Annotated in this window: 9 protein-coding genes; 2 read left to right on the forward strand and 7 right to left on the reverse strand. The window is 76.1% G+C overall.

What is annotated here, in order from left to right; genetic code table 11:
* Positions 1–187 precede the first annotated feature (187 nt).
* From ACYVO2_RS20005 to ACYVO2_RS20020, 4 genes are all read right to left on the reverse strand, one after another.
* Positions 188–3,430, reverse strand: coding sequence for an ABC transporter substrate-binding protein (locus ACYVO2_RS20005; RefSeq protein WP_461009264.1), 3,243 nt, complete (start codon positions 3,428–3,430; stop codon positions 188–190).
* Positions 3,431–3,804: 374 nt separating this feature from the next.
* The gene (locus ACYVO2_RS20010; protein WP_461009265.1) at positions 3,805–4,929 is read right to left on the reverse strand and encodes an SCO1860 family LAETG-anchored protein; all 1,125 of its coding nucleotides are present in this window, start codon (positions 4,927–4,929) and stop codon (positions 3,805–3,807) included.
* Between the two features lie 561 nt (positions 4,930–5,490).
* Positions 5,491–6,588 carry an amidohydrolase family protein gene (locus ACYVO2_RS20015; RefSeq protein ID WP_461009266.1) on the reverse strand — a complete coding sequence of 366 codons (1,098 nt, stop codon included), beginning with the start codon at positions 6,586–6,588 and terminating at the stop codon, positions 5,491–5,493.
* An 85-nt stretch (positions 6,589–6,673) separates the two neighbouring features.
* Positions 6,674–7,588: a LysR family transcriptional regulator gene (locus ACYVO2_RS20020; RefSeq protein ID WP_461009267.1), complete on the reverse strand. Its 915-nt coding sequence runs from the start codon at positions 7,586–7,588 to the stop codon at positions 6,674–6,676.
* 287 nt (positions 7,589–7,875) lie between these two features.
* On the opposite strand from ACYVO2_RS20020, the gene ACYVO2_RS20025 reads away from it, so the two are divergent.
* Positions 7,876–9,135, forward strand: a complete 1,260-nt coding sequence (locus tag ACYVO2_RS20025; RefSeq protein WP_461009268.1) for an MFS transporter — start codon at positions 7,876–7,878, stop codon at positions 9,133–9,135.
* Between the two features lie 2 nt (positions 9,136–9,137).
* Here ACYVO2_RS20025 and ACYVO2_RS20030 read toward each other — a convergent pair whose 3' ends face one another.
* The 3 genes from ACYVO2_RS20030 to ACYVO2_RS20040 all read right to left on the reverse strand — a co-directional run bounded on the left by ACYVO2_RS20030 (position 9,138) and on the right by ACYVO2_RS20040 (position 12,960).
* Positions 9,138–9,965, reverse strand: coding sequence for an arginase family protein (locus ACYVO2_RS20030; protein WP_461009269.1), 828 nt, complete (start codon positions 9,963–9,965; stop codon positions 9,138–9,140).
* The gene (argJ, locus tag ACYVO2_RS20035) at positions 9,962–11,164 is read right to left on the reverse strand and encodes a bifunctional glutamate N-acetyltransferase/amino-acid acetyltransferase ArgJ (RefSeq protein ID WP_461009270.1); all 1,203 of its coding nucleotides are present in this window, start codon (positions 11,162–11,164) and stop codon (positions 9,962–9,964) included. The genes ACYVO2_RS20030 and argJ overlap by 4 nt, the downstream gene beginning before the upstream one ends.
* Before the next feature lie 248 nt (positions 11,165–11,412).
* Positions 11,413–12,960 (reverse strand): aldehyde dehydrogenase (NADP(+)), encoded by a 1,548-nt coding sequence (locus ACYVO2_RS20040; RefSeq protein ID WP_461009271.1) that lies wholly within the window; start codon positions 12,958–12,960, stop codon positions 11,413–11,415.
* Positions 12,961–13,053: 93 nt separating this feature from the next.
* Between ACYVO2_RS20040 and ACYVO2_RS20045 the strand changes: the two genes are divergently transcribed.
* Positions 13,054–13,824: an IclR family transcriptional regulator gene (locus ACYVO2_RS20045; protein ID WP_461009272.1), complete on the forward strand. Its 771-nt coding sequence runs from the start codon at positions 13,054–13,056 to the stop codon at positions 13,822–13,824.
* Positions 13,825–13,906: the final 82 nt, after the last annotated feature.

Raw genomic sequence — 13,906 nt, forward strand, 5'->3', positions numbered from 1 at the left:
GAGGCGGCGCGAGGGCCGAGGCGGCGCTCCCCGAGGAGTCGTCGCCGGTGCCGGGTCGGGAGCGGGCGGCGCCGGGGACGCGGCGCGGCACCCGCGGGCGCGGGTGCGGGTGCCGGCGTGCGGCCGGGCGGGGCGAGGGCGGCCCTGGGGTGCGGGGCACCCGCGGCGGGCCGCCCGGGGCGCGGAGTCAGGAGACGCCCAGTGCCTGGATGTCGATGCCGCCGAGGGAGCTGTGGATGTAGGCGTTGGTCAGCCTGGTGCCGCGCAGGTTCACCTGGCGGTCGTGGATCAGCGGCACCAGGACGGACTCGTACATCAATGCCTCGTCCACCTCCTGCCACTTCCGCTCGGCCGCCTCCTCGTCCTGCTCGCGGGCGGCCTCGTCCATGTCCGCCTCGATGTCCCAGGCGTAGAGGCCCGAGTAGTTGTAGTCGGCGTCCTTGCGGACCAGCGGGGACAGGAGGCCGGAGGGGGTGGGCCAGTCGGAGGCCCAGCCGGTGAGGATGATGCCCCACTTGTTCTTCCTGACCGTGTCCCGGTTCCTGATCTGCTCGTAGAACTTGCCGAGCTCGATCAGCTCGGTGTCGGCCTTGATGCCCACCTCCTTCAGGCTCGCCTCGAGCGCCTCGAGGACCTGGCGGTTGCGGGCGATGTCGGCCGCGACGATCTTGGTGGTGAAGCCCTTCTTCTTGCCGCAGGCGTCGAGGTTCTGCCGCGCGGCGTCGGGGTTGGCGCCGGTCTTGGTCCCGAAGGGGTCCAGCGTGCTGTCGTACCCGGGCATGTTGGGCGGGATCATGCCGGTGGCCACTTCGCCGCCCGCGGTGGCGCCGCCGTGGATCGTCTGGATCGCCTTCTTGTCGACGGCGGCGTGGACCGCGCGGCGGCAACTGCGGTTGTCGAAGGGCGCGACCGTCTGCTGGAGGCTCAGGTAGCGCACGCTGCCGGTGAACGCCGCGTCGGCCCGCGACTTCAGGTCCGAGTCGGCCATGACCCGCGCCCGGGCGGCGTCGGCAAGGCCGAGCTGGCTGGCGTCCAGGTCCGCCTCGCCGTCGAGCAGCGCCCGGTCCACCTGCTCCTGGGTGCCGTGGACCTCGAGTTCGATCCGGTCGGGCAGCGCGGTGCGGATGGTGTCGGTGCCGGAGGCCCACTGGTCGTTGCGGACCAGGGTCAGCGAGTCGCCCCGGTACTCCTCCGCCAGCTTGTAGGGGCCGCTGGCCACCGGCTTCTCGTGGTACTTGTCCTTGGTGTCCGCCTCCTTGGGCACGGGGGAGGCGGCGGGCATCGACAGGAAGAACAGGAAGTCGGGGTTGGGCTTCTCCAGCTTGAAGACGATCCTGTCATCGCTCGGCGTGAGGATGGAGCGCAGGCCGGTTCGGCTCTTGTCCTTGTAGGGACCCGGGTACTTCTGGCCCTGGTCCAGCGCGTCCACCAGGTGGGAGGGGCCGGTGTTGTACACGTCGCGGGCGAAGGAGCGCTCGATGCCGTACTTGATGTCGTGGGAGGTGATCTCCCGGCCGTCCTCGAAGCGCAGCCCGCCCTTGAGGGTGAACTCGTAGGTCTTCCCGTCGTCGCTGACCGTTCCGGTGGAGGTGGCCAGGTCGGGGACCAGCTTCGTCCCCGCCTTGCCCGGCTGAGGCGCGTAGTCCACCAGTTTGCGCAGGAACACCCGCTGGAGGTTCCACGCCATGGTGGTGTACGAGGCGGCCGGGTCCAGCGAGTCGGGGGCGTAGGGGGCGGCGAGCCTGAGGGTGCCGCCCTTCTTCCCGGACGGGTTGACGGCCCCGTTGAGGGCCCCGTCGAAACCGCTGGCAACGGGGCGGGTGTCCACCAGGGACGTGGGCTTGGGAGTCGGCGAGGTGGTGGGGTCGGTCTTGCGCCTGCCCTCCTCGCCGAAGGGGTCGAGCAGGACGGCGGTCGCGACCAGGGTTCCGGCGACCGCGACGGCCGTGCCCGCGAGCAGCCAGTTCCGGCCGCGCCCGCGACCGCCCGGGGCCGGGGCGGCGGGCGGGGTGGCCGGGGGGAAGGCGGGCGGAGGCGCGGGGGGCGGGGCGGTCCACGGCCCGGACTGGTAGGGGCCGGGCGACGGCTGCGGGACGGGGTAGGGCGCGGGCTGCGAGGGGCCGAACCCCTGGACGGGCGGCGCCGGCTGGTGCGGCGACGGCGGGGACGGCCGGAGCTGCGGCGGGGCCGGCTGGTGGTCGGCGGGCTGGTGGTCGGCGAGCTGGGGTTCGGCGGGCTGGGGGAACGCGGAGGCCGCGGCGGGGCCGCCGCCCTTGATGAAGGTGAAGCCGGTGCGGGGGTCGTCGTCGGCCGGTGCGGCGGGGGCCGCGTCGCCGCTCCGGGCGGGCGGGAGGGCGTCGGCGGGCGGGGCGGTCCTGGGCGGGGCGTCGCGCGGCTGGGGGCCGGCGAGGAGGAAGTCGCCCGCCTCCGGGGCGGGGTCGGGCCCCGGGGTGCCGCCGGTCGCGGGCGCGGACGGTTCGGCGGCCGCGGCGGAGGGGGCCGGTTCGGGGGCGGGCGCGGCGGACGGCACGGGTTCCGCGGCCGGGGCCGGGACCGCCGCGGGGGCGGCCTGGACGAGGGGGCGGGGCGGGGCGTCGACCCGGGTGTGCAGCCACTCGCGCAGGACGTCCCGCATCGACGCGGCGTCCTGCGGGCGGTCGTCGGGGTTCTTGGCGAGGGCGGCCAGCACCACCTCGTCCAGTTCCCCGGGCACCTCGGGGTTGCGCCGCGACGGCTTGGGCGGGGCCTCGTGGACGTGCCCGTACATGATGTTCAGCGCGGATTCCCCGGTGAACGGCACGGAGGCGGTGAGCAGTTGGGTGAGCATGCAGCCCGCCGCGTACACGTCGCTGCGCGCGTCCACCGTCCGGCCCAGCACCTGCTCCGGGGACATGTAGCCGGGGGTGCCCACGGCGAAGCCGGTGACCGTGAGGGTGGTGGCGTCCACGACCCGGGCGATGCCGAAGTCGGCGACCTTCACCGCGCCGGACTTGGTGATCATCACATTGGACGGCTTCACGTCGCGGTGGACGGTGCCGCGGGAGTGGGCGTGGGCCAGCGCGTCGAGCACGTCGCAGGTGATCTGCACGGCGCGCACCGGGTCGAGCGGGGCCTCCGCCTTCACCAGCCGTTCCAGCGTGGAGCCGTCGATGTACTCCATCACCAGGTAGGGCACGATGTCGTCCCCGTCGCGCACCTCGTCCTGGTCGTGGACGGTGACGATGCCGGGGTGGTTCAGCGACGCGGCGGCGCGGGCCTCCCGCAGGAAGCGGTGGCGCGCCTCGGCGTCGCGGGCCAGCTCCCGGTGCAGCGTCTTGACGGCGACGACCCGGCCGAGACGGGTGTCGCGGGCACGGTGCACCCGGGCCATGCCGCCTGAGCCCAACTGCTCCTGGAGCTCGTAGCGCGACCCGAAAAGCGCCCCTGCCATTCCCCGCCCCCGAGACCACGTGCCGCGTCCCGCGGCGCCCGCCAACTCTCCGGTGCCCGGCGCGCCTCGGCGCCGCGACATCGGGGACAGCGTAGTCCGTGCGCCCCCGCCCCCGCTCCCGGCATCGGCTCTCGGCAACGGTGCGCGGGGCGGTGCCGCGCGGGACGGGGCGGGGCCGCGCGCCGGAGGTTCCCGCGCTCGGGGCGCAGCGCCGGGGCCGGCGTGGAAGCGGGGGTGGTGCCGACAAGGCACCACCCCCGCGTGACGGGTCGCCGCCGTCCCGACGGCAGGCCGGAACGGGCGGCGGCCGGTCAGCCGGCCGGTTCAGCCGGCCGGTCGGCCGGGCGGACCGGCGGGCCGGCTGCCGTCCGGTGTCAGCTCTCGGCCGAGGAGGACCTGCGGCGCAGGAACACCAGCAGCCCGCCGCCCGCGAGCAGGGCGGTGCCGACGCCGGCGATGGCGATGGTGGTGCCGCCGCCCGTCTCGGCCAGGTTGCCGCCCTTGTCGTCCTCTCCGGACTGGGAGCCGCCGTCCTTGCCGCCCTCGGTGGCCGACCCGGCGGAGGCGCCGCCCTTGTCGTTGCCGTCGCCGGGGGCGCCGGAGGCGGAGGAGCCGCCGGTGCTGGGGCTCGGGGACCCAGAACCGCCGTTGTCCGCGCCGCCGTCGCCGCCGGAGCCGCCGCTGCCACCGGTCCCGGCGGTCCCGCCGGTGCCGGCCGTACCACCGGTGCCGCCGGTGCCGGCCGTGCCGCCGGTCCCACCGGTGCCACTGGTGCCGCCCGTGCCGCCGGTGTCCCCGCCGGTGGGCGTGGCGCAGGCGGCCTTGGCGATGGCGATCTCGCCGTTCACCGCGGCGACGTTCAGGTCGCGCGGCTCGACGTCCACGTGCAGCTTCAGCGCCGTGGCGGCGGCCGTCCTCGCGGTGGTGGTCTCCTCGCGCAGGTCGAGCCGCACCTTGCCGACCTCGGTGACGTCGACGGTGACGCTGCCCTTGGCGTCCAGCGCGACGGTCTTGCCGAGCACCTGGACGGTCCCGGGGAGGGTGGTGCTCGCCACCGGGGCCTTGCCCACGGCGCAGGTGGCCTTGGAGGTGATGAGCTGCGCGGTGAGCAGCGGGGTGCGGGACAGGCCCGGCAGGTGGACCTTGGCGCCGACGACGCGGGCGTAGCCCTCGGTCTTCTTGCCCTCCGTGACCGCCTTGGACGTGGCCGCGTCGGCCCGCACGATCTCGACCGGCGCACTCCCGTCCATGTTCTTGACCCGCGCGCTGAGCACGGTGTTGCTGCTGCTGTGCGGCGCGCTGACCTCGTTGAGGGCGAGGTTCAGCGGGACGTTCGCGCTTCCCTTCAGCGCCGCGACGTTCAGATCGACACGCGCGGTGACCGCGGACGCCGCGCCGCCGTTACCGCCCGCGGCGTGGGCCGGGGCCATGGGCCCCGTCACCGTCGCCGCCACCACGGCCGCGGCGACGCCGATGAGCGACGCCGGGCGTGCGGGCATGCCGAAGACATTCTTGTACACCTGAGTAACCCCCACATCGGGATGGGAGTCGCGACCCGCGTTCCCGTGGGAAACGCGTCGGTCGCGACCTCGACCCCGCTATGTTCCATGGAGTCGCACCGAAGATGTGAAAACCCGATGCTGTTTCATTCCAATGGGTGGTTTGATTATCAGCGTTCGATTCTCTTGCCACATCAGTTCGCCGGGATCTCGGGGGTCCCGTGGGCGCGGCCGTAACCGAACGGGCCCGGCGTCGTTGGGTATGAGGCGCCCGAGACCAGGCCGGGATCATGCCCTGGGCCGGGTGGGAGGCGACGCCGGAGCGGGAGCGGCGTCGGCCACGCGGGCGGCGCACGACGGCGCGTCCGCGGGGTGCGGGGGCGCGCGGAGGAATTGCGGGGGAATTCGGCAGCCGCCGCCGGGGAAACCGGTGGGCGGAATTTTCCCATGCCCTGAAATGGCGGAGCGGGCGGCGGCCGGAAATGGAGGAATTCCGGTGGGGCGGGGCGGAAGAGCGGCGAGCGGGCGAATGGGCGGGGGTGCCGCGTTTCCCGGAGCGCCCTACTTGGAGGAGACGATCCGGCCGCGCAGCACCACGAGCCGGGGCGCGGCCAGGACCCGGACATCCGCGCGCGGGTCCTCGTCGTAGACGACCAGGTCCGCGCTCGCCCCCTCGGTGAGCCCCTCCCTGCCCAGCCAGGACCGCGCGCCCCAGGCCGTCGCCGACAGCGCCTCCACCGGCGTCAGCCCGGCCCGGACCAGTTCGGCCACCTCCTGCGCGACCAGGCCGTGCGCCAGCGAACCGCCCGCGTCCGTGCCGACGTACACCGCGACGCCCGCGTCGTGGGCGGCGCGCACGGTGTCGTAGCGGCGCTCCCACAGCCGCCGCATGTGCGCGGCGTACGCCGGGAACTTCGCCTCGGCCGAGGAGGCGATGCCGGGGAAGGTGGCGATGTTGACCAGGGTCGGCACGATGGCGACGCCGTGGCGGGCGAACAGCGGGATCGTCTCCTCCGTCAGCCCCGTGGCGTGCTCCACGCAGTCGATGCCCGCCTCCACCAGCGGGGCGAGCGACTCCTCGGCGAAGCAGTGCGCGGTCACCCGCGCGCCCTCCTCGTGGGCGGCGGCGATCGCCGGCGCCAGCACCTCCTCGGGCCAGCACAGGCCGAGGTCGCCGCGCTCGCGGTCGATCCAGTCGCCGACGAGCTTCACCCAGCCGTCGCCGCGCCGCGCCTGGCGGCGGATCTCGTCGACCAGGTCGGCGGGCTCGATCTCGTTGGCGTAGTTGCGCAGGTAGCGGCGGGTGCGGGCGATGTGGCGGCCGGCGCGGACGATCCGCGGGAGGTCCTCCCGGTCGTCGACCCAGCGGGTGTCGGAGGCCGAGCCCGCGTCGCGCAGCAGCAGCGCGCCCGCGTCCCGGTCGGCCAGCGCCTGCCGCTCCGCGGTGCCGGCGTCCACCGGCCCGTCGGGGCCGAGCCCCACGTGGCAGTGGGCGTCCACGAGACCGGGCAGCACCCACCCCCGGACGGTGCGCACCTCCGCCCCGCTCACCGGAGGCGTGTACGTGATCCGGCCCCCGACCACCCACAGCTCGTCCCGCACGTCCTCGGGGCCGACCAGGACGCGCCCCCGGACGCGCAACACCGCGTGATCACCCATGCCCGCACGATACGCCCAGGGCCGGGGCCGCCCGCTCGGGGACGGGTCGCCCGGCGGCCCCCCTCCGCCCGGGCGCGTCCCCGGGTCAGGGGCCGCCTCCCGCCGGGGTGTCCTCCGTCTCGGCCAGCGCCTCGGCGAAGGCGCGAACCCGGGCCGTCTCGTGGTCGCGGTGCCACACCAGGGCCAGCGCGGACGGGGGCAGACCGGTGACGGGGACGCGGGCCAGCGCGCCGCGCCCGTGGTGCTCGGCGGACGGGCGGCACAGCAGCAGCGCCCCCCGGTCCGCCGCGGCCAGGGCGAGGCCCTCGTGCAGGGTGCCGGCGACGGGGCCCGCGGGGATCGGGCGGCCACGCGGGGTGCTGCGGGGCGCCATGGCGGCGCGCCAGTAGGCGGGCGCGGGGCCGTCCACGCCGATCAGCGCGCAGTCGGCGAGCTCCTCCGCGTCGATCACGGAGCGGGCGGCGAACGGGTGGCGCGCCGAGACGGCGAGGGTCTGCGGCTGCCGGGAGAAGACGGCGCCCACCACCAGGTCGTCCTCCTCGACCGGCGCCAGGACCACGGCCAGGTCGGCCTCGCCGCGGCGCAGGGCGCCGAACGGGTCGCCCCACGGCAGCTCCACCAGGCGGGTGGCGCAGCCCGGGTGCCGCTCCTGGAACCGGGCCACGGCGCCGGTGACCCGGTCGTGGGCGGTGCCCTGGAAGCCGACCCGCAGGGTGCCCTCCACCCCGCGGGCGGCGGAGCGCGCGCCGTCCACCACGGCGCGCAGGGTGCCGTAGGCGGGCGCGAGCTCGGCGAGGAAGCGCTCGCCGAGCGGGGTGAGCCGCACCCGGCGGCTGGTGCGCTCGACCAGGCGGGCGCCGATCCGGCTCTCCAGCGAGCGCACGAGCTGGCTCACCCGGCTCTGGGAGAGGTACAGCCGCTCCCCGGTGCGGCCGAAGTGCAGCTCCTCGGCGAGTACCAGGAAGCACTCCAGCTCCCGCAGGTCCAGGCTGCCGTTCATGCCGCGCCGCTCCCTCCCGCCGTGGTCCCGGCGCTCCCGTCCTGACGCCGCGGTCCCGCGGGCGCCGTCCCCAGGCCGCGGTTGGGGACCTCCGTTCCGACGTCCCCGTCGCGGGCGCCGCGCCTCCGGCGCCCTCGTCCCGGCGCACCCGTCCCGGCGCCCTCGTCCCGGGCCCACCGTCCCGGTGCCCGGGTCCCCCGCCGTCCGGCGGATCGATGAGCCCTGCTCATGGAAGCATGAGAGAACGACCGTTGTTCCCGCCGGGGCCCGGCGGTTGCCTGGGACGCATGACCGAGACAGCGCTGAACAGGGACGTTCCCTCCCGCTCCGCCGGCGACCGCTCCCCCCGCGGCCCCGCCCGGCCGTCCTCCGCGCGGCGGGGCTGGGCCGCGGTGGGGGCGCTCGCCGCGGCCACGTTCACGGTGGTGACCTCCGAGATGCTGCCGGTGGGGCTGCTCACGCCGGTCGGCGCCGCGCTGGGCGTGAGCGAGGGCACGGCCGGGCTCGCGCTGACCGTGACGGGCCTGGTGGCGGCGGTGGCCGCGCCGCTGGTGGCGCCGGCCGCGCGGCGACTGGACCGGCGGGTGGTGCTGTGGGCGCTGATGCTGGTGCTCGCGGCCGGGAACCTGCTGGCGGCGTGGGCGCCGCACGTCGCGGTGCTGATGGCCGGGCGGGTGCTGGTCGGCGCGGGCATGGGCGGGGTGTGGGCGGTGGCGGCGCCGCTGGCGGCGCGGCTGGTGCCGTCGCGGTCGGCGGGCGCCGCCACATCGGTGGTGTTCAGCGGGATCGCCGTCGCGTCGGTCCTCGGTGTGCCCGCCGGGACGTGGCTGGGCGAGGCGGTCGGGTGGCGGGCGGCGTTCGCGGCGGCCGGGCTGCTGGCCGTGGCGGTCGCGGGCGCGCTCGCGGCGCTGCTGCCGCGACTGCCGGTGGAGCGCGCGGTGCGGCTCGGCGGGGTGGCGCGGCTGTCCCGGGAGCGGGCCGTGCGGATCGGTCTTGTGGTGCTGGCGCTGCTGGTGACCGGGCACTTCGCGGCGTACACCTATGTGCGTCCCGTGCTGGAGGGAACGTCGGGCGCGGACGCGGAGGCCGTGGGGGCGCTGCTGCTGGGGTACGGGGTGGCGGGGGTGGCCGGGACCTTCCTCGGCGGGGCGGGGGCGGCGCGGTCGCCGTGGGCCACGCTGCTGGTGATCAGCGGGGTGCTGGGGGCGGCGGTGCTGCTGGTGCCGGCCGGCGGCGGGTCGGTGGCGGGCGGCGCGGTGCTGCTGGTGGTGTGGGGGCTGGCGTACGGCGGGGTGTCGGTGGCGGCCCAGGGGTGGCTGGCCGCGGCGGCGCCCTCCGCCCGCGAGGGGGCGTCGGCGCTGTTCGTGGGGGTGTTCAACCTGTCGATCGCGCTGGGGGCGCTGGCGGGCGGGTGGACGGTGGACCGGCTGGGGCTCGACGCGGTGATGTGGGCCGGGGGCGGGCTGGTGGCCGCGGCGTGGGCGGTGCTGGTGCTCGGCCGGGGTGCGGCCGGCCCCGGTGGCGCCGGGGCCGGCCGCACCCGTTGAGCTCACAGGTCCCGGAGCAGCCCGCGCAGGACGGCCTCGTCGTGCGGCGCCCCGGCCGCCGGGGCGTGCTCGGTGACGGTCAGCCCCGCCAGGCGGAACCGTTCCGCCAGGGCCCGCAGCGCGGCGCCGAGGCGGTCGGGCGGCAGGCCGTCGGGCTCCGGGTAGCACACGCCGGCGAAGTGCCCGGGGTCCAGCACGTCCAGGTCCACGTGGACGTGCACATGGCCGGCGCCGGTGGCCTCGACCGCGGCGAGCAGGCGCCCGGGGTCGGCGAGCTCCGCCGCGGGCAGGACGGGCACCGCCTCCGCCCGGATGAACTCCCGCTCCGCGGGGTCGAGGGCGCGGGTGCCGGCGAGGACCAGCTTCCGGGCGGACAGGCGCTCCGGCGGCGCGGGCAGCAGCGGCGCCGGGCCCTCACCGAGCAGGGTGCGCAGGACCATGCCGTGGAAGCCGCCGGAGGGCGAGCTGCGCGGGGTGTTGAGGTCGGCGTGCGCGTCGAACCAGACGACGGCCAGGTCGTCGCCGTGGCGGGCGACGGCCCGGCCCACGGGCGCCAGGTCCACGCCGCAGTCGCCGCCCAGGACCAGCGGCGGGGCGTCGCCGTGGCGGGCCAGCGCCCGGCGGACGGCGTCGCGGGAGCGGGTGAGGACGTCGAGGTGGCGCACGCCGTCCTCGGCGCGGCCGGGTCCGGGGTCGATGTCCACGACGGTGCGCCGGGCGGGGCCGAGCAGGTCGGCCAGGCGGTGGGCGCCTTCGGCGAGCAGCTCGGCGTCCGGTGCGGCCGAGCCCTGCCACTGGGGGACGACGAGGGCGGTGTCCGGGGCGGTCATGTGGTGTACTCCGCGTTGACGTGGACGTATCCGGCGGACAGGTCGCAGCCGTAGACGGTGGCCTCGCCGCCGCCGAGCCCGAGGTCGACGGTGATGCCGACCTCGTCCTGCCGCATCAGCGCGGTCAGCCGGGCCAGGAGGGCGTCGTCGGGTTCCCGCGGGTGGACCTCGGTGTCGCCGAAGCGGACGGTGACGCGGCCGGGGTCGATGCCGGTCTCGCCGGTGTTCTTGCCGACGGCCATCAGGACCCGGCCCCAGTTGGGGTCGGCGCCGTGCACGGCCGTCTTGACCAGCGGGGAGTTCACCACGCTCTTGGCGATCCGCCTGGCCTGCGCGGCGTCGGCGGCCCGGCGCACCGTGACCTGGAGGAGTTTGGTGGCGCCCTCCCCGTCGCGGGCCATCTGCCGGGTGAGGTCCAGGCACAGTCCGGCGAGGGCCGCGGCGAACTCGTCCTCGTCGACCGGGCCGGCGGCGCCGTTGGCGATGGCCGCCACGGTGTCGGAGGTGGAGGTGTCGGTGTCCACGCTCAGGCAGTGGAAGCTGCGGTCCACGGCGGCGCGCAGGGCGCGGTCCAGGGTGTCCGGGGCCACCTCGGCGTCGGTGAGGACGTAGGCCAGCATCGTGGCCATGTCGGGTTCGAGCATGCCGACGCCCTTGGCGACGGCGACCAGGCGGGCGCCGCCGACCGTGCGCTCGGCGGTCTTCGGGCGGGTGTCGGTGGTCATCATGGCGCGGGCGACGTCCAGCGGCGCGGCCCGGAAGGCGTCCGGGCCGCGCGCCGCGGCGGCGTCGAGGTGGGCGCGGACGGCGGGCATGGGCAGCGGGCGGCCGATGACGCCGGTGGAGCCGAGCAGCACCTGCCGCGCGGGGACGCCCAGGATCGCGGCGACGCGGCGGACGACCTCGGCGGCGTTCTCCTCGCCCTGGCGTCCGGTGGCGACGTTGGCGTTCTGGGCGAGGGTGGCGACGGCGCGCAGGTCCCGCCCGGCGGCGTGGGCGCGGCCGAGGCGCACGGCGGGTCCGGCGAAGAGGCTGCGGGTGAACATGGCGGCGCTGACGGCGGGGCGGTCGGAGGCGACCACGGAGACGTCGTCGCCGTGCTCGCGCAGGCCGGCGTGCCCGGTGTGGGCGCGGAATCCGGTGGGCCAGGCGGGGGGAGGGTGATGGCGCCCCCCGAGCGTTGCATGATCATGCGACATGCGGAATATGTTTTCAGGAGGGCGTGGGGCTGTCCAGCGGTTTTCCGCGGGCCGGGGCGCGGAGGGCCGCGGAGTATTCCGGAGGGCGCGCCGTTGACGAAAGGCGTGGACGAGCTCGGCGGGGGTGTCACCGCGGTCCCGGGACGGCGGCGCCGGCACCGCCGAGCCGCGCGGCGGGCCGGTGCGCGGGTACGGCGAAGGGCCCGGCGCACAGGGGACGCCGGGCCCTTCGGGTGTCGCGGGGCGGGTCAGCCCTTGGCGGGCACCTCCAGCCGTCCGTCCACCCGGCGCGGCAGGTTGAGCGGGTTGTCGTCCCGCAGGGCCGGGGGCAGCAGGGCCGGCGGGGTGTCCTGGTAGGCCACCGGGCGCAGCCAGCGCTCGATGGCGGTGCCGCCGACCGAGGTGGTGTGGGTGGTGGTGGCCGGGTAGGGGCCGCCGTGGTGCTGGGCGGAGGCGACGGCCACGCCGGTGGGCCAGCCGTTGACCAGGATGCGCCCGGCGAGCGGGGTGAGCTCGGCGAGCAGGCGGGCGGCCTCGCCCTCGGAGTCGCCGGACTCGGCGGGGGCCAGGTGCACGGTCGCGGTGAGGTTGCCGGGCAGGCGGGACAGCAGCGCGGAGATCTCCGAGGTGTCCTTGTAGCGGGCGACCACGGTGACCGGTCCGAAGCACTCCTCGAGCAGCACCTGGTGCTCCTCGGAGGTGGTGAGGCGCTCGGCGGGGACGGTGAGGAAGCCGGGGCGCACCCCGAGCCCGTCGCCCTCGCCCGGCTCCAGCGGGGCCTGCACGTCGGGCAGTTGCGCGCGCTCGCGCACGCCGCCGAGGAACGCCTCGCGCATGCGGGTGTCCAGCATGACGGCGGAGGCGGCGTCGGAGACCGCGCCGGCGAGGGTGTCGATCAGGCGCTCGCCGGCCTCCCCGGCCGGGGCGAGGACCAGGCCGGGCTTGGTGCAGAACTGGCCCGCGCCCAGGGTGAAGGAGCCCGCCAGGCCCTTGCCGATCTCCTCGGCGCGCTCCGCGGCGGCGGCCTCGGTGACCACGACCGGGTTGAGGCTGCCGAGCTCGCCGTAGAAGGGGATGGGGGTGGGCCGGGCGGAGGCGGCGTCGAACAGGGCCCGGCCGCCGCGGATGGAGCCGGTGAACCCGGCGGCCGCGACCAGCGGGTGGTTGATCAGGTCGATGCCCGCCTGGAGGCCGTGGACGAGGCGGACCACGTCGGCGGGCAGGCCGACGGAGACGGCGGCGTCCCGCAGCAGGCGGGCGGCCAGCTCGGAGGTGCCGGGGTGGTCGGGGTGGGCCTTGACCACCACGGGGCAGCCCGCGGCGAGCGCGCTGGCGGTGTCGCCGCCGGGGACGCTGAAGGCGAGCGGGAAGTTGCTGGCGGAGAAGACGGCGACGACGCCCAGCGGTACCTTGTAGCGGCGCAGGTCGGGCCGGGGCACCGGCTTGGCCTGGGGGTCGGCGTGGTCGATGACCACGTCGAGGTAGGCGCCCTCCTCGACGATGTCGGCGAAGGAGCGGAGCTGGTAGGTGGTGCGCGCGAGTTCGCCGGTGAGCCGGGCGGGGCCGAGCGCGGTCTCGGCGTCGGCGGCCGCGGTCACCTCCTCGGCGGCGGCGTCGAGGGCGTCGGCCGCGGCCCGCAGCAGCCGTACCCGCGCCGCCGGGTCCGCGAGGGCGGGCAGGGCGTCGGCCGCGGCCCGTACGGCGGCGTCGACCTCGGCCGTACCGGCTTCGGTGGCCACCTGCTCCCGCTGCTTCCCGGTCCGCGGATCGACGCTCCAGACTGGGGTCGTACCCAAGGCTGCAAACCTCCAGACCGTTCGATATACTGAACGATAGTTACATCTCTGAACAACCGGGACCCTATGCCCGGTGGAACGAAGGGGTCAAGCATGCCGGTTCCCGAGGGTGGGGGTGCCCAGGTCAAGTCCGCGGTACGGACCGTGGAGCTCCTGGAGTTCTTCGCGGGGCGCCCCGGCATGCACAGCCTCGCCGAGGTGCAGGAGGCGGTGGGCTACCCCAAGAGCAGCCTGTACATGCTGCTGCGCACCCTGGTCGACCTGGGCTGGGTGGAGAACGACGCCACCGGCACCCGGTACGGCATCGGCGTGCGCGCCCTGCTGGTGGGCACCTCGTACATCGACGGCGACGAGGTGGTGGCGGCGGCCCGCCCGACCCTGGACCGGCTGTCCGACGACACCACCGAGACCATCCACCTCGCCCGCCTCGACGGGACCAACGTGGTGTACCTGGCGACCCGCCAGTCCCAGCACTATCTGCGCCCGTTCACCCGGGTGGGGCGCCGCCTGCCCGCGCACTCCACCTCGCTGGGCAAGGCGCTGCTCGCCACGTACACCGACGAGCAGGTGCGCAAGATGCTGCCCGAGCGGCTCGCGCCGCTGACCGAGCACACCATCACCGACCGGGAGAAGCTCATCGAGGAGCTGCACCACGTGCGGACGGAGGGGTACGCGGTGGACCGCGAGGAGAACACCCTGGGGCTGCGGTGCTTCGGCATCGCGATCCCGTACCGCACGCCGTCGCGGGACGCGGTGAGCTGCTCGGTCCCGGTGGCGAGGCTCACCCCGGGACGCGAGCAGATGATCAAGGACGCGCTGTTCGACGCGCGGGACCGGCTGACGCTGGCCACCCGGCGGCTGTAGCGGGGCTCCGCCCCCACGCCCCTTGTGGGGGCGGAGGGTTGGGGGAGCCTCCGGCGGCCAGAGGTCTCCGCTCCCCTGAACC

The organism is Streptomyces capparidis, from assembly GCF_054782095.1.